Origin of the sequence: Clostridium cellulovorans 743B (assembly GCF_000145275.1) — a bacterium.
GTDB lineage: Bacteria > Bacillota > Clostridia > Clostridiales > Clostridiaceae > Clostridium_K > Clostridium_K cellulovorans.
Window position 1 is genome coordinate 582,582 of record NC_014393.1, and the last position, 20,823, is coordinate 603,404.

Consider the following 20,823-nt stretch of genomic DNA (forward strand, 5'->3'; position numbering starts at 1 on the left):
AGATAAAATTTTTAGTTGGCTTTTTATATTTTAAAATGTAAAATAAGCTTGACATTGAATGTAAAGTTAACTATACTATAAATGTAAAGCGAGTTTTACATGGGTGATAGAAACTAAAAAAATATAGTAGTTACAATAAAGGAATTACATTAAATGTATATAACTTACTACAAGCAATTTAGATTTTTATCTGGACATATATATGAGAACTATTAAGAAATAAAAATGGTTAGGAGGTATTTTATTGAAAAACAAGATACAAGAGCTTCGGAAGGAAAGAAAAGTTACTCAAAGTGAATTAGCAGATGCAGTAGATGTTACTAGGCAAACAATTATTTCGTTAGAAAACGGAAAGTATAATGCATCATTAATATTGGCACACAAAATAGCACAATACTTTCAACTGCAAATAGAAGAAATTTTTATTTTTGATTTAGAGGAGGAAAATATATGATTTTGAAAATGTTAATGTCTCAAACAGGTACAGATAAGGATTATAAAGAAGTTTTAAAGAAAAGAATTGGATTATGCTATGTTGTAGTAGTTCTTGGTTTAAGTACATTAGGCTTAGCTCTCTTTTTTTCTAGCCACTTATCAAGCTTTCTAAGTGGTGTTTATACAGGAATAGGAGCTGGGTTAATTGGAGCAGGTATAGCATTAATAATCAAAATGAAAAGAGTTTTAAAAGATGAAAAGAAAATAAAACAAAAAAGACTTTCAGAACAAGATGAAAGAAACATAATGATCAATCAGAAAGCAGTTCAAGCGTCTACAATTGTAATATTAGTACTTGCCTATTTAGGGCTTATGGTATCTGGAATTTTCAACTTAATCGTGTTTTGGACTCTATGGGTTGTTGTGGCAGTGTTTATGGTAGTCTTCGTTATATTCAGTTTCTACTATAATAAAAAATATTAATAATGCAAAAACCTATGCATTGTTAATAAGTGCACATCTTATATAAAGACATAAAGTCAACGCAAATTTGAACTTTAGAATGAAAAATCATAAGTATAAGTGTAATTTTTTAAGTTTTTACAGTTAAGAAAGGATTAAAAGGTGAAAAACAATGAAAAAAAGAAAATTAGTAAAGGGAAATATAATTTTATCAATGGGACTTTTAACTCTATCCGCAACATTAATATTAGAGCAAACGTTAAACCTACCTCATTTTGTTTCAGGAGTAGGTTTGGGAATCGCTATTGGTTTAGAAATATTTGGGCTTTATCTTATGGGAAAAAATAAAAAACAAGCTACAGGGGAAAAATAAAATTGCATGGATTTATTCTTATAAGATGCTAGAAAGATAAGAAGTCAGGGAGTATAAATTTAAACTTAAGGTTAGAATTTTTAAATAAAGTAGCTATATCAACAGTTTAAGGATACCTTTGATATAGCTACTTTATTATATTTTTGATGAATCTTATTTTTTATAAGGCGTATATACTGCTAGTTTAAAACTTAATAATGTTCTATCATTTGGATATATAGCCTATAGGAAACGAGCAAATAATTTTAGGACTACAATGGTAAATCTCTTTTATTAAATTGCCATATTCCAGCAGCATAAAGAATGAGTCCTGATACTAATAAAATTAATATCATAAATATACCATTGGCATCACCTGCTATAAGCTTATCTGTATCAAACAAAGTAAAAATTGTTATATATTTTAAATTTTCTAAGTGACCACCCATGTTTGCTAACATTTGAATAAGGTAGAAACCAATTGGGACTCCAGCACTGATAGCATAGGAGAATTTTGTATCATTAAATAAACAAGAAGTAAGGAAGCCTAGGCCACTGATTGCTATATGCAAGCATAAAAGTCCTACATGTAGTAGAATATATTTTGGAATATCTAGAGAACCTGGAAATGCGATTTCCGATGTTACTATTCCAACTATCATTGTATAAGTTAGCAAGATGGCAATGCTTTTTATTAAAAATAAACCTTGAGTAAAGGCAATCTTTTTTCTTGAATTAGGTGAGGCAAGGATATATGCCATTGATCCTCTATCCACATAGCGAGCAATTAATTTATTAGATAAAATTATTTCGAATATCATTGGAAATATAAGAAGTAAAAATCCGAACAAGTATGAAGTTAGAAATTCTGTTAAAGTCGTTCCCATATTGCTCATTCCGAAAGCTGCCATAACCCCAGGCATTGATTCTTCAAATGCCTGTAGAGTTTCTCCTATTTTAGGGTCAAACATATATACAATCATTGAAACGTACATTGTAAGTACACCCATAAAAATAAGAAGTAATTTATAATTAGCTTTAATTTCTCTTTTCAATAATGGAAAACTAATCATTTTTAGCACCTCCGTAATAATGCATAAATAATTCTTCTAAACTTAGTGTTGCGATATTAAGGCTAACTACCTTATAGCGTGTCATTGTCTCAATAAAAGGCATTATATCGCCTTGGATTGATAGTGTTACAAGGTTATTTTCAACTTTTGTTACCTTATCAGAAATCGAGGGTTCTTCTGAAAAGGTCTCTGCCATTTGTGGAGTTTCCAAAGTTATCATATAGGTTTTACAACGAGATTCTTTTAACGTAGATATATTTTCAACAGCAACAATCTTTCCACTTTTAATGATGGCAGCTCTATCACAAGTTCTTTCTATTTCCTCAAACATGTGAGAAGACATAAGTATAGTTGTACCCTTTGCTTTTTCCTCTAAAATAAGCTCTACAAATTTATTTTGCATAAGAGGATCTAAACCACTAGTTGGTTCATCTAAAATTAATATTTCTGGTTCTGCCATAAAGGCACATACTATGCCTATTTTTTGTTTCATACCTTTGGACATTTTCTTGATTCTTCCCTTAGGGTTTAGTTCAAATTTTTTAATAAGGGCTTCAGCTCTTGAGTAGTCTTTCATACCTTTCATAGAGCCTACAAATTTGATGAATTCCATTCCTGTAATATCATCCATAAAAGCGATTTCGCCAGGAAGATAACCAAGTTTTTTTTGAATTTCTGCTGATTCAGTAGTACAGTTTAGACCATCGATGCTACAACTTCCTTTGTCTGGGTGACTAAAGCCCATAAGATGACGTATGGTTGTAGTTTTACCTGCTCCGTTTGGTCCTAGAAAGCCTAATACTTCGCCTTTTTCAACAGAAAAGGATATATCGAAAACACCTTTACCATCTCCGTAATCTTTTGTTATGTGGTTAAGTTCGATGATTTTCATTAAAGATATGCCTCCTTGTAGACACTATTTTTTATTATTTGAAGCCATGAAGTTATATCGGCTTTAATAATTTCTAAGTCTTTCATTCCTGTTCTTGCTTGTTCGCGCATATATCCGTCGAACATATAGTAAACCATCTTAAGTATATGTTCAGGATTAACTTCAGTTTTAAATTTATTAAAGTTTATATTTTTAAAATATTTTTCAAAGCTAGAATTAATAGCTGTTTCATTGTACATAGATATATCTTCTCTCACAGTTTTGTCGGTTTCAAAATATGCCCTTAAGGAGAAGTCGTATATATATGGATTTGTTTTTAGTATTTTCATTTTAGCATTCATAGAATGAAAAAGTAGTTCAAAAAAGTCATCTATTTTTTCATAATTTTCATTACATATGTTGGTTCTAGCGATTTCTGCACTATATTCATATATATATAAATACAAGGATTTTTTATTATGAAAATAGTAGAAAAGTAGACCTTTGGAGATACCAGCTAAAGCGGAAATATCATCTGTAGAAGCTCTTTTATACTCATTTTTAGAAAAAACTTGCATAGCAGAGTTGATAATTCTTTGTTTTTTTTCTTCTGGTAAAGCTAAAAACTTTTCATTCAAAATAATTTACCTCCATTCATAAGGTACTAAGAATTTGAAACTTTTATTAAGAATTTTTTATCCCAATGGCATTGACTTAGTTGGTTAATTATATTCTAGTTCATTGACTAGAATTTACAAGGTGAAAATTTAGATAAAATCTTTAATTTGAAATTGATTTAATTTTAGAGTAGCATGAATATATAGTAAAAATTTTCATAAGTAGTGATGGGGAAATACAATGATACATTTAAAAAGATTTATTCCAGATTCAGATATAAGAAACTGGGTTGGGCCTTTTCAAGATAAAGATGATTATTTTAACTTAGGAAAATCACAAGCCGAAGAGATTATCAACTGGCTTAATATTAAACCTGTGGATAAGATATTAGATTTAGGTTGTGGTTGTGGAAGAATTGCAATTCATTTTCTAGATTATTTAAATGAAGAAGGAAAATATATAGGCATTGATAATAACAAAGAACTTCTTTCATATTGTTCAGAGAACATATCAGCTGTGAAGGAAAACTTTTATTTTCAGTTTCTTGATGTATATAATGGAGCCTATGCAAAAGAGGGTAAGCTAAAAGTTCAAGAAATTAAGTTACCTATTGAGAGAAGTTCAATTGACAGTGTAATTTTATGGTCTGTTTTTACACATATGTATATAGACGATATTAATTCATATTTAAAAGAATCAAACAGGGTTTTAAAAGAAAATGGAACAATTATTGTAGCTTTAAATATAATTAATGATTTTTCAAAGAAACAGATGGAAGAAGGTAAGGCTGTTTTGAAGATGAAATATTCTGTAGATGATTATTCATGTACCTTGGATAGAGATACACCAGAAAGTGGTTTTGGACATTCTGAGGATAAGATTAAAGAATTGTTTTGGAATAATAACTTTATTATTAGGGAGATTAAATATGGTTCATGGTGTTGTGGTCAGATTGGTGGAGAATTTCATGATTGTATTATAGCGCAAAAGTCATTATAGAACTACAATGCTTGTGACAATTTGAAGACAAACTTATAGTATACTCTAATAACAGCTTAAAATTTAAAGTTTTTATTAGGATGAGTTTTATTATAATGAAAACATGTAGAAAGATAAAAGATTAAAACTAATGGTTATTTTACATAGTATTGAACGATATTGAAAAACTATTAGTATCTTTATATTACAGGAGAAAGCAATGCGAAAAATTTTAATCGGTAGTTATACCAACAAAGAAAAATCAGGTATTTATCAGTATGATTTTGATGAGCATAATGTAAAAGCAAAACTAGTAAAGACCTATGATGAGCTTGAGAATCCGTCCTATTTGATAGTAGATTATCCTAGCAGCAGTGTTTATGTAGTTAGTGAAACTAAAGCTGGTGCTGTTGGAAGATATTTTTTAGATGACGACATAAAGCTTCATTATAAGGAAAGTCAATTAACTAAAGGTGATGATCCATGCCATTTAGCAAGGTATAATGAGGAGTTAATTGTCTGCAATTATTCTTCAGGAGATATGTCCATTCATTCAGTGAAGATGGCAGGGAAGGTTTCTGAAGAAAAACAAACAATTAAACATCAGGGGTATGGAGTAAACCCTAAGCGCCAAGAAGCTGCACATATCCATTTTGTTTCTCCTACACCAGACAATGCTTTGATTTCCGTGGTTGATTTAGGGATTGATGCAGTTATATTTTATGAAAAGCACCAGGATAAATATATTGAGTATAGTAGACTACTTTGTGAAGCAGGTTCAGGACCAAGACATCTTGTTTTTCATAAAGATTTAAACTTAATATATGTGGTAAATGAATTATCATCGACTGTCAGTGTTTATAAGCACGAGGGTGACTATAAGGTGTTTACCCTTATCCAGAATATATCAACAATTCCTGATTCCTTTGTAGAGAATAATCAGTGTGCAGCTATAGTGATGAGCAAGGATTTTTATTATCTTTATATAACTAATAGAGGCCATAATAGTGTTGCTTATTTTTCAATAGATGACGTTAGTGGTAAATTAACTCTAGTTAATATTATTAGCACTGAGGGAAAGTGGCCAAGAGATTGTGCTTTAGCACCAACGCAGGACTATTTATTTGTAGCTAATGAGCATAGTGATAGTGTTAGCATTTTTAAACGTAATATTTTTGATGGTTCAATAAAATTTCATTCAGCAATTGCTGTTAGTGAACCTACCTGTATCGCTTTTATAAAATAGAATAGGAGTTACAGAATTTTAGTAAAGAATACTCTATAGTGAATTCTTTCGAATGTTGACAAGGGGATTGGTAAGTGCTATTATACAAACATTAATAAGTTTGGATTTGTTAAACAAATTTGACTATATAAAATTTTATTTGGCAATGAAGTCATCACATAATAATTAGTGGTGACTTTTTATTTTTACCTAAAAAAGAATAGTAACCTTAAATTCTATCGTAAAAGATAAAGTTCATTACTGTAACTTGGACACAGTTTCATTTGTAAAGATTTAAGGTATGGAAAAAAATATATAAGAGACGGACAAAAACAACTATTGAGACATAATATAGGATGATAAATATCTAAATCATAATAAAGTGATAAATATTCAAGTTGCAGATAGTATCTATTAAAACCAAGGGGATGAGAAGATGGAAACTACAGAGGAGATTATAAAAATCTTAAAAGGGAATATTGTTTATACTGAAACTTGCAATTCTTTTGAGATGGTTGAAAATGGATATATTGTAGTTGATGGAAATTATGTAGAAGGCGTATATAAAGATTTGCCAGATAAATATAAGCATTTCAATATAAAAAATTATGGCGATAGATTGATTATTCCTGGCTTTATAGATTTGCATACTCATGGTGCGCAATTTGCTATAAGGGGAATAGGATATGATAAAGAATTGTTACCTTGGCTCGAAACTTATACATTTCCTGAGGAAGCAAAGTTTAGTAATAAAGATTATGCAGAAAAGGTTTATAGAGAATTTGTAAATGAATTATATACTGAAGGTACGACAAGAGCAGTTATTTTTGGGACAATCCATCAAGAAGCTACGGAAATTTTAATGGAACTTTTAGAGGGTAAGGAGATAATTTCTTATGTTGGAAAGGTGAACATGGATAGAAATTGTCCCGATTTTTTAAAAGAAAATGCTGATGAATCAATAAGAACTACTATTCAATGGATAGAAAGTTGCCATAATAAATATAAATTTGTTAAGCCTATAATTACTCCAAGATTTGTACCAACCTGTTCTGATTCATTAATGAAGGCTTTAGGTGATATTGCAATAAATAATTCAATACCAGTTCAATCACATCTATCTGAAAATACTGATGAAATTAAATGGGTAGGAGAGTTACATCCTGATTGTGAAAGTTACGGCGCTGTTTATGATAAATACAATCTTTTTGGAAAAACCAAAACAATAATGGCTCATTGTGTCCATTTAACGGAAGAAGAAATAAGTAAAATCATTAAGAACCAAGTATTTATAGCACATTGTCCTAGCTCAAATATCAACCTATCAAGTGGAATATCACCAATTAGTAAGTTATTAAAAAATAATGCACCATTAGGGCTTGGGTCTGATATTGCTGGTGGAGAGACTTTGAGTATGCTTTCTGTTATGTCCTGTGCAGTGAAAGTATCAAAGCTTAGAAAAGTGTGTTATGGAGAAGATGAAATGTCACTTACTATACCAGAAGTTTTTTATTTAGCGACAAAGGGTGGAGGAAAATTCTTTGGAAAAGTTGGCAGTTTTGAAGGTGGTTATGAATTTGATGCTTTAGTTATAGACGACGATAATTTATGGAAAGTAAGAAAAGGTAAGATAGAAGAAAGAATAGAACGTTTAATTTATTTAGGTTCTAGTAAGAACATTATGTCAAGATATGTTTTTGGAAAAGAGGTATAGCTTTAAAAAATTACATTGATATAAACTTGTCAGTGTAATTTTTTATTAGATGATTATAGAAAAATATTGGTAAGTTGAAGATAAATATAATAGAATGCAAGGAAAATATTTAGAAAAGGTCTAGAAATATTGACGTTTCAAGCAATCAAATGTATAATTGTACAATAAATTTAAAGATTTTAATTATACTAGCATATTTTACATTAAAAATATATATATGAATAATATCACATAAATGTTCTATTAGTGTAAAGGGAACGTTTAAAATTTCGATAATTTAACTGTAGAGGCAAAGATTTTTATGCTATATAGCTAATAATTTCTTGAATTAGACTTTTTTATTATTATATTGATTTATGTGAAGTATTGGGAAAGTTCTAAGAAAATATTTTATTATTGAAAGCTTACTTATAATACTTAAGATAAAATTTATTAAGGAAAAAAGTAAGTTCTATTTACATATATCAAAGCCATTAAATTACATATATTGAACTTTATTCAAAGAAGGGGAGGCAAAGATATAAAAATTTTAAAACATGTGCAAATTAATTTTATTTATCAAGTAGGGTGAGGGGATTTTATGAAAAGTATAAAATTTAAAATATTTTTCGCAATAGTTATAAGTTCAGTTTTAATTGCATTATTAATCGGATCTATAAGCATTACAAACTCAACAAACGTTGCTGAGACAAATTCAAAAGAGAAGCTTACATTAATTTGTGAGAAGAAAACCAATGAACTGAACGGAACAATTTCTAATATTGAGCAATCAGTAAACACTTTAGGAGATATTGTTGTTGAAAATTTAGATGATGTGAATAAGTTTAGCACTGATTTGAATTATTTGCAAAACTACCAAAATGGTATTGAAGAAATAGCTAAAGCCTTTGGTAAAAATACAGAAGGGGCTATGACATTTTACATAAGGTTTAATCCAAAACTTACTCCACCAACATCTGGAGTTTTCTACTCTAAACCAAATGCTAACAGTGAATTTGAAAAACTAGTTCCAACAGATTTTAGCAAATATGATCCAAGTGATACAGCACATGTGGGATGGTATTACATACCAGTTAATGCTGGAAAACCAGTGTGGCTAGATCCATATTTAAATTCTAATATAAATGTTCAGATGATTTCCTATGTGGTACCAATTTATAAAGATGGAAAATCAATTGGTATAGTTGGTATGGATATTGATTTCAAGAGTATTCAAGGAATTGTACAAGATACTAAAGCTTATGATACAGGGTATGCATTTTTATTAAATGAAAAGCACAATGTTTTGTCACATCCAGAGTTTAGTATGAATGAAAATTTTGGAACTATAGAAAATGGAATATTCAAATCAATTACAGAAGATATGAATAAAAGCTCAGTTTCTGAGAAGTTAAGTTCATATAAATATAAAAATATAAATAAAAATCTAACATTTACACATCTTTCAAATGGTTGGATATTTGCGGTGGCAGCTCCTTCATCAGAGATATTAGCTCAATCTAATAAGCTTATGAAAATAATTGGACTATTTAGCATATTGGGAATGGTATTATCTGGAGTAGTTGCTTTTGGTCTTGGGAACATCATTGCAAAGCCTATAGTTAAAATTACAGCAATAATGAAAAAATTAGAGAATCTTGACTTAACACATGATAAGGAATTAGATTCTTTATTAAAATCGAAGGATGAAATAGGACAACTTTCTAAGGCTTTTGACAATATGAGAGGAGAATTCGTTGGACTTATTAAGCAAATATTAGAGAAATCTAAGAGCATTAGTGATTCCAGTGAAGAGCTTTCAGCTACAGTAGAAGAACTTACTGTAAAAGCTGATAAAATAGAAAATGCAGTAGAGCATATAGCTTATAATGTTCAAGAAACTAGTTCTGCATCAGAGGAGATAAGTGCATCTATTCAAGAGGTGGATTTTAGTGTTAATCTTTTAGCTGATAAAGCAACAGATGGAAATAATAGTGCAAACCAATCAAAAGAAAGAGCACAAGAAGTACAAAAACAAGGAAAGATATCAGCTGAAGAAACAAGAAACTTGTACAATGAGAAAAAAGAAAATGGGTTAAAAGCAATAAAGGATGGAAAAATAGTTGAAGATATAAAACTAATGGCAGAGACTATTGCTGGGATTTCAGGGCAAACAAATTTACTTGCACTGAATGCTAGTATTGAAGCTGCAAGGGCTGGAGATCAAGGAAAAGGCTTTGCGGTTGTAGCTGATGAAGTTAGAAATCTTGCAGAGCAATCAGCAGAAGCAGTTTCTAATATTCAAAGCACTATTACTAAGGTGCAAGCTGCATTTAGAAATCTTTCAGACAATAGTAAGGAAGTGTTAGACTTTATTCATGAGAATGTGGATCCTCAACTAGAGACTATGGAGAAAATTGGACAGCAGTATTATTGTGATTCAGAATTTGTAACAAGAATGTCAGATGAGATAGCTGTTATGTCAAAAGAACTTACATCTACAATAGGGCAAGTAAATGAAGCAGTTCAAAATACAGCACAAATTGCACAAAAATCAGCATTGGAAGCTGAAACAATAAAAGATAGTATAAGTGAAACTACAAAAGCTATAGAACAAGTAGCAACAACAGCACAAAATCAAGCTGCCCTTGCAGAAAAACTTAATGAAATGGTAAATAGATTTAAGATATAATAAAATTAGATTATAGCAAATAGATTAGAATTATAATTAGATTATTGAAGAAAATTTAATATAGCATCAAATAGAAAAGAAACCTAATTAACGTATGCATAATTGTTAATTAGGTTTCTTGCATATATGATTTATAATCATGAGTTTCTCAACTAAAAAAGAGTGGAAGAGATTATTTTTTAGCTACCAAAATGACTGTGTTATCTTTTTGCCAAAGTTTTTTAACTTGTGAAAAGCCTACAGATTTTAACAAGTTAATCTCATTTTCAATAGTACAAGGAGTATCATAATGAAAAAAGCCATCCATAACTCCCATTTCTTCACGAAGTCTTTTATTTTCTGCATAATAAAAATCTTCTTCTTCTTGTGACTGTACCATATAATCACCTTCTATGTAGAAACCGTTAGTTTTAAGTGTTGTATATATTTTTTCAAACAAAGTCCTCTTATCTTTATGAGAAAAGTGATGAAGTGTCTGAAATGAGATTGCTGTATCATAAACCTCAATGCCAAAATCATAATCAAAATAGCTTGCATTTATCAAGTATAAATCTTTAGTTTCATATTTTTCTTTTAGCTTATCTAACATGGCTTTGGTAATATCGATGCCAGTAACTTTAAGGTTGGGAAGTTTATTAAATATTTTTTCTAACTGAAGACCTGTTCCACAACCTAAATCTAACAAGTTGTTAGTCGTTGATGGGACAAATTCCGCTATTTTTTCATAGCCGTCTCTGCAACCTTCAACTTCATTAATCATGTGATTATCATAATCTTCAACCCTTTTAGTAAAAAAAGAACTCATTTCTTCTAAACTCATATCTATCATTCCTTTATTGTATTTGATATATATATAGTCTAGCATGATGAGTATACTAAATATATCTCAAACATAAATGAGAAATAAAAATGCTTCATACCCTGTTAGGATATAAAGCACTTAAGTTCATCTATTAGATTGTCTTATAATTCTCTGTATGCTTTTTTCAGATAAGAAATATTTGCTTGAAAGGTTTTTGATGTTCAACCCCTTACGATAATCATTGTATATGTTGGAATTTCTCAAGGAAAGTTCCTTTCGACTATTAGTATTTTCACCCCAAGATTTTTTGTTTGTTTCTTTTCTTGGAATATATAAATATTCACCATCAACATATTGTTGGATTAATAATAATATTTCTTCTGGTAAAACGTCTGTTGCCTTTATATAGCTCATTATGCTCCTCCTAAATAATATTTAAACTTTTAAGGATTGAGCAAAGGCTATTTGATAGTTTTATTCTATAATAAAACCTATTTTGGAAATAGAATTTTTTATAGAAATAAATCATATTTTATTTATGCAATAGCCTCTGCTACGCATAAAATGCAGGTCTACCCATAAAATCGTCCTCCTTACTTTGGGATACTGTATATTTTTTAGTAATAAGAAAAGGTATTAATAAAGAAAAGGAATCTTTATCAACAACACCTTAATTTTACCACAAAAGAATTATAAATTATATAACTTAATAAATTGGGATTTGCATTTTATTTCTAAGGTAAAATATTTATTATATAAGCTCCAATAATATTTCTATATTAAATATATATATTGTTGATGGAATCAATGCAGAGTTTTAATTAAAAGATATATATAATTTTGAATAATATTTCTACACTTATTCATATCACGTTGATAAAAGCCGTGTACATTTTTAATCAAAACATATATACCTTAGTCTAATTGTATATAATTAATCAATGGCAAAACTTACATCGAGTATTCCGCTGTGAATTATGATATTATAGGGATAATTTCTTAGATTATTATAACTTCAGGGGGAAGTTCTATGAAAATAAAAACTAAATTGATTTTATCAATATCATTAATTGTAGTTTTAAGTTTAATAAGTATCAGTTCAAGTTTTTTTGTAAGTCGTTTGCAGAAGAATGATGCATTGCTCATTAATGTTGCTGGACGTGAGAGAATGTTATCTCAAAGAATAAGTAAAAATGTTTTTTTACTTTTTTCCAAGGATAAATTAGAGGGGACAGAGATTGAGGCTGTAAAGAAAGAATTATCAGCTTCTGTAGCATTGTATGATGAGACTCTATCAGGTTTTTTATATGGTGGTGAAATTACTTCCGCTTCAGGAGAAAAGGTAACAATATCAGATATAGGTGATGATAAGGTTTATGCAGCTGATATTAATGAAATATGGATAGAGTTTAAAAAAGCCACAGATAAGGTGTTATTAAATCAAGATGAAAGTGCACTACAGTATATCAAGGAGAATAGCAACGAACTTCTTAAAAGATCAAATGATGTAACTGTTGCATTAGAAAAAACTAGTGAGAAAAAACTACAACTTCAACATGACATTCAATTAGCTAGTGCCATTGTTATTGTGATATTATTTACTTTCGTAGTTTTAATCATTTCTAAAGATGTAGTAAAACCGATAAATGATTTAGTGGTTTTAACACAGCGAGTTGCACAGGGGAATTTAAATATAAAATTTGATGATAGATATAAAGGTGAATTTAAAGTACTGTTTAGGAATTTTAGTATCATGGTAAATAATTTGAGAGATTCAATCAAGGATACAGTTAAAATATGTGATGATGTTATGTACGAATCCCAACAGTTGACAAGTTATTCAGAGATGATTGCAAATTCGTCTAAAGAGGTTACTAAGGCAATTGAAGAAGTGGCAAATGGTGCAACTGATCAAGCTAACGAAGTAGCGACATCTCTAAAAATAACTCAAGACTTATCTAGTTTATTAGACAAAATGATAGATTATGTATCGAGAACAAAACAAAGCGTGGTATTGATGCAAGATAGTTCAAATAATTGTATATCTCAAATTCAGCAGCTTGAGGGAGCAATAGAGGGTAACTTGTGCGAGAATAAAAAGATTAATAGTGATATTTTTGTTTTAAGTGAAAAAAGTAGTGATATTAGTAGTATTTTAACTACCATTACTACAATTGCTGAACAAACAAATTTACTAGCATTAAATGCAGCTATAGAGGCAGCTAGGGCAGGGGAACAAGGAAAAGGCTTTGCAGTTGTTGCTGAGGAGATTAGGAAGTTAGCTGAAGCTAGTGGTGTTGCAGCAAATCAGATTCAATTGATTGTTTCAGATATTGTAGATGTCATAATGACTACTAGAAATGCTATGGATGCTATGGATAAAACTATGAGGATAACAACTGAAACTATGGATGATACAAAACAATCTCTAAGGGTAATTGAAAATAGCATTGATAGTGTCATAGATAATACTGATACTGAGGCTAAGGCTATTAATGAAATCTCTTACCATAAAGAAGAGGTATTACAAAATATTCAGCATATCTCATCTATAATTGAGATGTCTGCAGCAGCAGTTGAAGAAATAAGTGCAACAACTGTTCAAGAATTACAAGATATTGAAAATCTTAATCGCAGTATTTTTAACTTAAATGATAAAGTTAAAAAATTTGAGGAAACAAATAAGCACTTTAATTTAGAGTAGTTTAGAATAAGCTTAATGTCTTGAAATGTTAAAGTTATAACTTTTAAGTAACAGTAGAAGCCAGTGGAGAGTAAAACAATCCACTGGCTTCTACTACTATAAGATTAAAAATTTAGTAAATTGCTTAGTATAAATTCATTAAATAGATTAATTTAATTCTGAAAAAATTATAATGTCTGGATTATCTCTGAGGATTCTAAGTATTTGCTGTAATTTATATATAACGCTATTAGAAAGTTTATCTGCAAGTTGAAGTTTCTTTTCTTTATCTGCATCATCTTTTTTCTTTATTGCATTGATAACATCATGACCGATATCGTGAAGATCAAGGTGATCTTTGTTTATACTATCCCAAATAGGATGAATTTCTTTGTTATATGGTTTGATAGAGTTGTAAAAATGACCAAAAGCACATTGTGTTCCGTCTAATTGTAAAGGTTCAATTGTATTAGTTTGAGACATACGGTGTAGTTCATTAACCCATTTTTTATGATTACTTATAGAACTTAGTAGGTAAGCTTTAAAATCCTCATTTGTTAGTTGGTATAGGCTATGTGAAAATAGATTACCTGTACTAGCAGTAATTTGTTTTGCAAGATCAATGGCGTCATTAGCTTGTTCACCTAAAGAATTTAGTTGATTAGCCTCGTATTCAAGAGTATTTGATTCTATTGTTAACTTTTCTGCGTCACTTCCAATCATACTCATTGCAGCATTAATTTGCTCAACGGAAGCCATGATATCAGTGATAGAAGTTGAAAACTCATCTACATCAGAAGCTACCTTTATTAACTTAGCATTACTTGAATCAAAGGATTTATGAACAGCAGTAATTTTTTTGTTTGCTATAGTTACTGAAGATATTGTATCTTGCACTTTAGCAAGGCTTTCTTTTGTGGTTAAAGAAATTTTATTAGTAAATTCATTCATAGCTTGTAATTTCTCTTTTGTATTTTCTGCAAGTTTTCGAATCTCATCTGCAACAACAGCGAAACCCTTGCCAGCATCCCCTGCTTTAGCAGCTTCAATAGATGCATTTAAGGATAAAAGGTTTGTTTGTTCAGCAATTTGATGTACACCATTAACTATAAAATTAATTTCTCTAAGGGCTAACTGCAGGTTTTCCATAGTTTCAACTAACTCTTCTGATTTCAGTATTGTTTTACTACTGGTGGAAATAGCATCATCTAAATTACAAGTATTTTGTGCATTAAGTTCTAATAACTTTTTTGTTTCTTCAGCAACTTTTTCAGAAGTTGTTGTATACTTAGCTAAAACATTGGTAACTTCGTTAATACTAGCATTAGTTTCTTCCGTTGCTGCCAATGTTGATTGAGCTGCTTCAGCAACAACCTTTGACTTTTCTTTTATAAGCTGAGAGCGATGATGTAATATTACATTAAAACTACTTAATTTTGAAGCTAAAGAAAAGTTGTTTTTTCCAATCTCAATAATGAAAGAATAGTATTTTTTAAAGTGCTTGAAAAAAGTGTTAAATCCATTACCACCAGTAATGTCTTTAGTTTGTAAATTATCATCGGTAGTATTATCCGAAACTTGGACATTATTAATAACCTTGAGAACATTTACTACTTTATTTTTTTTATGAAACAATAACTCTCTCCTAAATATTCTTATTACTATATAACAATTATATGAACTGTAAAATCTAAAATTAACTCTTAAAATAAAAATATTATTATTGCCTCCTAAGATAACTTTTGTAATTTGATAATAAAATTAAATTCGTTAGGATATTTTATAACATAAAGTTAAAAATATAAGATTTTTAACTATAAAATATATGCGTATTTACAGTAATGTTAGGTAAATATGCATAGTTTTATATTTAAAAAACACATATAAGGAATAGTATTATTTATTAATATAACAAATTTCTCAAACTAATACATATTTTTTTAAAGATATGGTATATTATAGCTGTAGAGAATATTTTAGGAGAATAATATGCTTAGAAAAATAAAAAAATTTATATTTATTATAGAAAATAGTGGATTAACCAAGGAAGAAATTATTGAATTTGAAAAAAAGAGGATAAACTTAAATGTTTCTAGAACTAACAAACCTATTGTAGCTGTATTTATATTTTCTTCTATTCAAATTGTAATCGATATATTTGATATAGTACTAGGAAAAAATGATATTAAACAATTATCGAACATATTTTTACTTCATGTATTTGCCGTAATTTTTTCTTTGCTATGGGTATTATTTTATAAATTTAAAGACAAATATAATATATTCAGAATGTTGGAAAAGACTTATTACTTATTTAATGTTATTTTTGTTGTAATATGTGCAAATAATTCAGTAAATAATTTAGCAGTATCGGGGCAAATTTCTCCATATATAATTTCTTGTTTTGTTTTTGCTTGGGTATTATTGATTCCACCCAAAATAAGTGTTACTACTTTAATCGCTGGAGCAATAGGTTTTTTAATTAGAGTAAGATTTGAAGGGCTACCACATAATGCGTGGATGGGTGTGCTTATTTCAGTAGTTATATGCACTATTTTCTCTGTTATCATGTCAATAAATAGTTATTCAAATTTTTTAGGACAATATATAAATAATAAAATGTTAGTGGAGATAAATAGAAAGTTAGAAGCTTTAGAAAAGGATAGATTAGAATTCTTTGCTAATATTTCTCATGAACTTAGAACACCTATTAACATCATATATACAGCAAACCAAATGATAAATGTAACAAATAAAAACAGTAGTTGCCCAATTAAAGCTTTATCAAAGTATTCAAATATGATACAGCAAAATTGTAATAGACTTATTAGATTAGTTGAGAATGTCATAGATATTACTAAGATAGATTCATTAAGTTTTGAGGTACGACTTATAAATGCCGACATCATAAATATATTAGAAGAAACATATTTTTCTATAAGAGATTATGTAGAGAAAAAAGGATTAAAGATATATTTTAATACAAATATTGATAAAAAAATTATTGCCTGTGATCCATATAATATAGAAAGGATAATTTTAAATATCTTATCTAATTCGATAAAGTTCACAAAACCAGGAGGTGAAATCAAAATAAGCATAACTTCTGATGAAAATTTTGTATATATTTCTGTAAGTGATACGGGAATAGGAATACCAGAGAATATGATTGACAGAATCTTTGAGAGATTTGTACAAGTGGATAAATCAACAATGAGGCAGAATGAAGGTAGCGGTATAGGTTTATCTTTAGTAAAAGGGTTAGTTGAACTTCATAATGGAACAATATCTGTTAATAGCGTACTTGGAAAGGGAAGTGAATTTATTATTAAACTCCCAAATAAGATAACAGAAAAGGAAAATAACATTTCTCAGTTAGGGCTTATCAGTGATTCAACAGAGAAGGTAAGTATTCAATTCTCGGATATTTATTGATAAAATTATATAAATTTATAATAGTATAAAAAATATACACTTTACAGAAAAGTGTATATTTTTTATAAATAGATATACAGAGTAGTGGTTTTACTACCGAAGAAGTTTTTGCTATTCTTTATGCTATGTATCCATAGATTTCATTGAAAACTTGTATTATAATAGCAAAGACTTATTTTTTGATTACATTATTATATAAGAATTTAGTTATAATCTCTTCTATTTTTGAATAACTGTTAGAATCATTTTCATAGAAATGATTTTCTCCTTCAATAGCATTTAGCTCACATCTTATATTGCTTTTCTTTAATTGATCTACAAGAAGTTCACTTGCTGAAATAGGGTTTATATCGTCAATAGTTCCATGAATAATAACACATGGAGGAGTGTTTTGATAGCATTTCCCCAAAACAGCCTGTTCCCAGAAATGTCTACAACTCCAGATACGCCTCGTCTATCCCAAACGTCAACATAAGTTCCATATACTACATTTGTTACTATTTCAGCGCCAGAAGAGTAGCCAGCAAGTATTATGTTATTTTTGTCTATACTATACTTTTTACTATTAGCTTTTATCCAATCAATAGCTGATACTACATCCTCTATTGCATTTTTCATACTTCCATTCCAATCGCTATCGGGATTAGGATTTAGCCTGTAATTAATATTAACTGTAACATAGTCTTTCTTTGCAAATGATTTAGAATAAATAGTATGAAACCAATCTTGTTCATCTTTATTTCCCATGGATAACCCACCGCCATGAACCCAGATTATCACAGCTTTATTTCTTTTTGCATCACCATCTGGACTATATACATCTAAGAGTAAGTTTTCATTCTCTCATAGATAATTAATAGCTGTTTTATAGGTGATATCTTTGTCTAATATGTAGTTATCAAATAGAGTATCTACATATCTTACTTTTTTAATTAATTTGTTTCTAAGAGTTAAAAGTGTTGAAGTGCCAAAGCTACCATTTGTTCGTATATTTTCAGAAAAAGTATTTTGAACTTCAGGTAAAGGAGTAGTTTCTGCAAATACTGTAGTTGATAGAATAGATATGTATGTAGAAAATGCCATTAATAAATAAATAATTCTTTTTTTCATATTTAAATCCCCCTTAATGTTTTTAATTTTATATTAGCTTGGTTTACATAATTACTCAATAATGAAAAAATATATAAGATATTTTATGAAAATAAGAACTTTCACTTATGAATATAAATTTTAATTTTTATCTTTACTTATGGTAATTAAGTTTAAAAAAATCATAGCAGAAGTAATGAATTAAGAGGTATTCAGTGAAAAATTTAATTAAAATATTTATATAATTCAAAAACTTATTAAAACCATATAAATAAGTGTCGAAATTGATCGATAAGTTAAAGGTGAAGATTCAAAACTTAGTTATAGTAGTTGGTAAATACATGTAAAATTAAAATGGTTAAAGGTTACAATACTTAACATTTAATGATATATATCAGTTGGCTGTAACACAAAAATATATTTTTAAATTTATGATGGAGGAGTTACAAATGATAAAGTTTTATAAAAAGTTCAAAATTTCAACAAAACTAATAGCACTAGTGATTCTACTGGCATTTTTCATAGCAATTACAGGTCTCATAGGTATATTTAATATGAGTTTAATTAATATGAATACTGCTACTTTACATGATTACAATATAGCAACGATAAAAGAAGTTAATAAGCTAAGAGAAAGTTATTCAGGTATTAAGACTGATTTAATTGAATTAGCTCACGATGAATCAAAAACTGATAGTAGAAATGAACAGTTAATTAATGAGGTTGGAGAGTTAAGTAAGCGAGGTAACGAAGCGTTTGATAAAATAAAGACTGCAAATGAAATGGCTAGAGCATTCAAAAGTCCTGAAGATGCACAAAAAGATATAGACACTTTAGAAAAAATTGATAGGTCAGCAAAAGAGTTTTTAACTATGTCAGATAGGCTAGCGGATTCTGTTAAAAAAGGAGATTATCCATTAGCAGCAATACAACTTTCAAAGGCTTCACAAACTATTGAAAGATTATTTTCAGCATTGGATGATCTTAGTTTAATAATAGATGGTGAAGCTGATGGTGTATATGAGTTTAACAAGTCAATATTCAATACAACTAAAAATATTATAATTATAATAAGTGTAGGTGCTTTTATTATTTCATTAATATTAGGATTATTAATATCAATCCGTCTTTCGAAGAACTTGAAGAAAGTTGGCAAGTTTGCAGAGAACCTAGGAAATGGAGATTTAACAAAGGATATAGATATTAATTCCAAAGACGAAATTGGAAATATTGCTGAAGCATTGAACAAGTCAAAAGATAATATGAAGTTACTTATATCTGAAGCTATAAGGAGTTCTAACGATATAGGAGCTGTTAGTGAGGAATTATCTGCTACTACAGAGGAAGTATCTTCAAAAATGTATATGGTAAATCAAGCTACGGAACAAATCAATAAAGGAATTCAAGAGTTAAGTGCAACAACACAAGAAGTTAGTGCTTCAACTGAAGAAATTGGAAATACAACAGAAAAATTAAATGATAAAGCTAATGAAAGCTTTAAGTCTGCAGTAGAAATTAAAAATAGAGCTTCTGACATTAAGAAAAAGGCTACAAAAAATATTGAAGAAGGAAATGCTATATACGAGAGGACTCGTGGCAATATATTAAAGGCAATAGATGATGGTAAAGTTGTTAAAGAAATTACTATCATGGCAGATTCCATCGGTTCTATAGCAGAACAAACAAATCTTCTTGCGCTTAATGCAGCTATAGAAGCAGCTAGAGCAGGGGAGGCAGGAAAAGGCTTTGCAGTTGTAGCAGAAGAAGTAAGAAAACTTGCAGAACAATCTTCTGAGGCAGTATCAGGAATTCAGTCTATGGTTGATAAAATTGAAGATGCTTTTAGGAATCTATCAAATGGTGGACAAGAAGTTTTAGATTATCTTGAAACAGGAGTAAAACCAAGCTATCAGTTATTAATGACTACAGGTGTTCAATATGAGAAAGATGCTGAATTCATTAATGAAATGGCAAGTGATATAGCTAATTCGTCAAAACAAATGAAACTAGTTATCGATCAAGTTGCTCATGCTATAGAAAATCTATCATCAACGGCTACTCAATCAGCTACTAATTCAGAGGAGATTTTAAATAGTATAAATGAAATGACAGGTGCTATTGGAGATGTAGCAAAATCAGCTCAAGGACAAGCAGAAACCTCTCATAAGTTAACTGAAGTTATAAGCAATTTTAATGTTTAAAAGAGAAGAATAATTTCAACAAGTGAAAACTAAATCTAAAGGTAGCAATTAACCTTTAGATTTAGTTTTTATTTTAGCTTATGTTCAAAATGTAATGCGACTTTATGGTGAAAATCGCAAGCACTTAGATAATGGTGTAGATATTTAATACCTCTATTATGGGATTGAGAAGCATGATAATTAAAAATGAATAGGTGTAACTTCTTGAACATAA

The 20,823-nt window shown here is 29.1% G+C and carries 18 protein-coding genes and 1 pseudogene; 10 read left to right on the forward strand and 9 right to left on the reverse strand.

Annotated features, from left to right (window positions below; all coding sequences use genetic code 11):
• Positions 1-244: 244 nt before the first annotated feature.
• The 3 genes from CLOCEL_RS02450 to CLOCEL_RS02460 all read left to right on the forward strand — a co-directional run bounded on the left by CLOCEL_RS02450 (position 245) and on the right by CLOCEL_RS02460 (position 1,270).
• A complete protein-coding gene (locus tag CLOCEL_RS02450; protein WP_010074989.1) occupies positions 245-454 on the forward strand; it encodes a helix-turn-helix transcriptional regulator in 210 nt (69 codons plus the stop codon).
• On the forward strand, positions 451-918 hold the full coding sequence (locus tag CLOCEL_RS02455; RefSeq protein WP_010074988.1) for a DUF2178 domain-containing protein: 468 nt from the start codon (positions 451-453) through the stop codon (positions 916-918). The genes CLOCEL_RS02450 and CLOCEL_RS02455 overlap by 4 nt, the downstream gene beginning before the upstream one ends.
• A gap of 151 nt (positions 919-1,069) precedes the next feature.
• Positions 1,070-1,270: a hypothetical protein gene (locus CLOCEL_RS02460; RefSeq protein WP_013291594.1), complete on the forward strand. Its 201-nt coding sequence runs from the start codon at positions 1,070-1,072 to the stop codon at positions 1,268-1,270.
• 251 nt (positions 1,271-1,521) lie between these two features.
• Here the strand turns inward: CLOCEL_RS02460 and CLOCEL_RS02465 are convergent, their stop codons facing one another.
• The 3 genes from CLOCEL_RS02465 to CLOCEL_RS02475 are packed head-to-tail and all read right to left on the reverse strand — an operon-like array spanning position 1,522 to position 3,831.
• Entirely contained in the window at positions 1,522-2,322 is an 801-nt protein-coding gene (locus CLOCEL_RS02465) for an ABC transporter permease subunit (RefSeq protein ID WP_010074985.1), read from the reverse strand.
• Positions 2,315-3,214: an ABC transporter ATP-binding protein gene (locus tag CLOCEL_RS02470; RefSeq protein ID WP_013291595.1), complete on the reverse strand. Its 900-nt coding sequence runs from the start codon at positions 3,212-3,214 to the stop codon at positions 2,315-2,317. Before CLOCEL_RS02470 ends, CLOCEL_RS02465 begins: the two co-directional genes overlap by 8 nt.
• The gene (locus CLOCEL_RS02475; RefSeq protein ID WP_010074982.1) at positions 3,214-3,831 is read right to left on the reverse strand and encodes a TetR/AcrR family transcriptional regulator; all 618 of its coding nucleotides are present in this window, start codon (positions 3,829-3,831) and stop codon (positions 3,214-3,216) included. The genes CLOCEL_RS02470 and CLOCEL_RS02475 overlap by 1 nt, the downstream gene beginning before the upstream one ends.
• A gap of 220 nt (positions 3,832-4,051) precedes the next feature.
• Here CLOCEL_RS02475 and CLOCEL_RS02480 point away from each other — a divergent pair, with 220 nt between their 5' ends.
• The 4 genes from CLOCEL_RS02480 (at position 4,052) to CLOCEL_RS02495 (ending at position 10,399) form a co-directional block, all read left to right on the forward strand.
• On the forward strand, positions 4,052-4,810 hold the full coding sequence (locus CLOCEL_RS02480) for a class I SAM-dependent methyltransferase (RefSeq protein WP_010074981.1): 759 nt from the start codon (positions 4,052-4,054) through the stop codon (positions 4,808-4,810).
• 199 nt (positions 4,811-5,009) lie between these two features.
• The gene (locus CLOCEL_RS02485; protein ID WP_010074980.1) at positions 5,010-6,035 is read left to right on the forward strand and encodes a lactonase family protein; all 1,026 of its coding nucleotides are present in this window, start codon (positions 5,010-5,012) and stop codon (positions 6,033-6,035) included.
• Positions 6,036-6,450: 415 nt separating this feature from the next.
• The gene (gene guaD, locus CLOCEL_RS02490) at positions 6,451-7,728 is read left to right on the forward strand and encodes a guanine deaminase (protein WP_010074979.1); all 1,278 of its coding nucleotides are present in this window, start codon (positions 6,451-6,453) and stop codon (positions 7,726-7,728) included.
• 580 nt (positions 7,729-8,308) lie between these two features.
• A complete protein-coding gene (locus CLOCEL_RS02495; protein ID WP_010074978.1) occupies positions 8,309-10,399 on the forward strand; it encodes a methyl-accepting chemotaxis protein in 2,091 nt (696 codons plus the stop codon).
• Between the two features lie 172 nt (positions 10,400-10,571).
• Here the strand turns inward: CLOCEL_RS02495 and CLOCEL_RS02500 are convergent, their stop codons facing one another.
• Positions 10,572-11,219: a class I SAM-dependent methyltransferase gene (locus CLOCEL_RS02500; RefSeq protein ID WP_010074977.1), complete on the reverse strand. Its 648-nt coding sequence runs from the start codon at positions 11,217-11,219 to the stop codon at positions 10,572-10,574.
• A 126-nt stretch (positions 11,220-11,345) separates the two neighbouring features.
• Positions 11,346-11,615: a CD3324 family protein gene (locus CLOCEL_RS02505; protein WP_010074976.1), complete on the reverse strand. Its 270-nt coding sequence runs from the start codon at positions 11,613-11,615 to the stop codon at positions 11,346-11,348.
• 616 nt (positions 11,616-12,231) lie between these two features.
• Here CLOCEL_RS02505 and CLOCEL_RS02510 point away from each other — a divergent pair.
• Positions 12,232-13,905, forward strand: coding sequence for a methyl-accepting chemotaxis protein (locus CLOCEL_RS02510; RefSeq protein WP_010074975.1), 1,674 nt, complete (start codon positions 12,232-12,234; stop codon positions 13,903-13,905).
• Positions 13,906-14,052: 147 nt separating this feature from the next.
• On the opposite strand, the gene CLOCEL_RS02515 is transcribed toward CLOCEL_RS02510, so the two are convergent.
• Positions 14,053-15,519, reverse strand: a complete 1,467-nt coding sequence (locus tag CLOCEL_RS02515; protein ID WP_010074974.1) for a methyl-accepting chemotaxis protein — start codon at positions 15,517-15,519, stop codon at positions 14,053-14,055.
• Positions 15,520-15,873: 354 nt separating this feature from the next.
• On the opposite strand from CLOCEL_RS02515, the gene CLOCEL_RS02520 reads away from it, so the two are divergent.
• A complete protein-coding gene (locus tag CLOCEL_RS02520; RefSeq protein ID WP_010074973.1) occupies positions 15,874-17,319 on the forward strand; it encodes a sensor histidine kinase in 1,446 nt (481 codons plus the stop codon).
• A 172-nt stretch (positions 17,320-17,491) separates the two neighbouring features.
• Here the strand turns inward: CLOCEL_RS02520 and CLOCEL_RS23840 are convergent, their stop codons facing one another.
• From CLOCEL_RS23840 to CLOCEL_RS02530, 3 genes and pseudogenes are all read right to left on the reverse strand, one after another.
• On the reverse strand, positions 17,492-17,728 hold the full coding sequence (locus CLOCEL_RS23840) for an alpha/beta hydrolase family protein (protein ID WP_157629731.1): 237 nt from the start codon (positions 17,726-17,728) through the stop codon (positions 17,492-17,494).
• Positions 17,665-18,144: pseudogene (locus CLOCEL_RS02525) on the reverse strand (carboxylesterase family protein); the annotation flags it as partial. The gene CLOCEL_RS23840 and the pseudogene CLOCEL_RS02525, both read right to left, overlap by 64 nt.
• Before the next feature lie 18 nt (positions 18,145-18,162).
• Positions 18,163-18,429: a hypothetical protein gene (locus tag CLOCEL_RS02530; RefSeq protein WP_010074971.1), complete on the reverse strand. Its 267-nt coding sequence runs from the start codon at positions 18,427-18,429 to the stop codon at positions 18,163-18,165.
• Between the two features lie 428 nt (positions 18,430-18,857).
• Here CLOCEL_RS02530 and CLOCEL_RS02535 point away from each other — a divergent pair, with 428 nt between their 5' ends.
• Positions 18,858-20,609, forward strand: a complete 1,752-nt coding sequence (locus tag CLOCEL_RS02535) for a methyl-accepting chemotaxis protein (RefSeq protein ID WP_010074970.1) — start codon at positions 18,858-18,860, stop codon at positions 20,607-20,609.
• Positions 20,610-20,823: the final 214 nt, after the last annotated feature.

Excerpts from the sequence above, each read along its gene's own strand:
- CLOCEL_RS02455 (WP_010074988.1), top strand. The coding sequence starts at position 451 with ATGATTTTGAAAATGTTAATGTCTCAAACAGGTACAGATAAGGATTAT.
- CLOCEL_RS02460 (WP_013291594.1), top strand. The coding sequence starts at position 1,070 with ATGAAAAAAAGAAAATTAGTAAAGGGAAATATAATTTTATCAATGGGA.
- CLOCEL_RS02465 (WP_010074985.1), bottom strand. The coding sequence starts at position 2,322 with ATGATTAGTTTTCCATTATTGAAAAGAGAAATTAAAGCTAATTATAAA.
- CLOCEL_RS02470 (WP_013291595.1), bottom strand. The coding sequence starts at position 3,214 with ATGAAAATCATCGAACTTAACCACATAACAAAAGATTACGGAGATGGT.
- CLOCEL_RS02480 (WP_010074981.1), top strand. The coding sequence starts at position 4,052 with ATGATACATTTAAAAAGATTTATTCCAGATTCAGATATAAGAAACTGG.
- CLOCEL_RS02485 (WP_010074980.1), top strand. The coding sequence starts at position 5,010 with ATGCGAAAAATTTTAATCGGTAGTTATACCAACAAAGAAAAATCAGGT.
- guaD (WP_010074979.1), top strand. The coding sequence starts at position 6,451 with ATGGAAACTACAGAGGAGATTATAAAAATCTTAAAAGGGAATATTGTT.
- CLOCEL_RS02495 (WP_010074978.1), top strand. The coding sequence starts at position 8,309 with ATGAAAAGTATAAAATTTAAAATATTTTTCGCAATAGTTATAAGTTCA.
- CLOCEL_RS02500 (WP_010074977.1), bottom strand. The coding sequence starts at position 11,219 with ATGAGTTTAGAAGAAATGAGTTCTTTTTTTACTAAAAGGGTTGAAGAT.
- CLOCEL_RS02505 (WP_010074976.1), bottom strand. The coding sequence starts at position 11,615 with ATGAGCTATATAAAGGCAACAGACGTTTTACCAGAAGAAATATTATTA.
- CLOCEL_RS02510 (WP_010074975.1), top strand. The coding sequence starts at position 12,232 with ATGAAAATAAAAACTAAATTGATTTTATCAATATCATTAATTGTAGTT.
- CLOCEL_RS02520 (WP_010074973.1), top strand. The coding sequence starts at position 15,874 with ATGCTTAGAAAAATAAAAAAATTTATATTTATTATAGAAAATAGTGGA.
- CLOCEL_RS02530 (WP_010074971.1), bottom strand. The coding sequence starts at position 18,429 with ATGAAAAAAAGAATTATTTATTTATTAATGGCATTTTCTACATACATA.
- CLOCEL_RS02535 (WP_010074970.1), top strand. The coding sequence starts at position 18,858 with ATGATAAAGTTTTATAAAAAGTTCAAAATTTCAACAAAACTAATAGCA.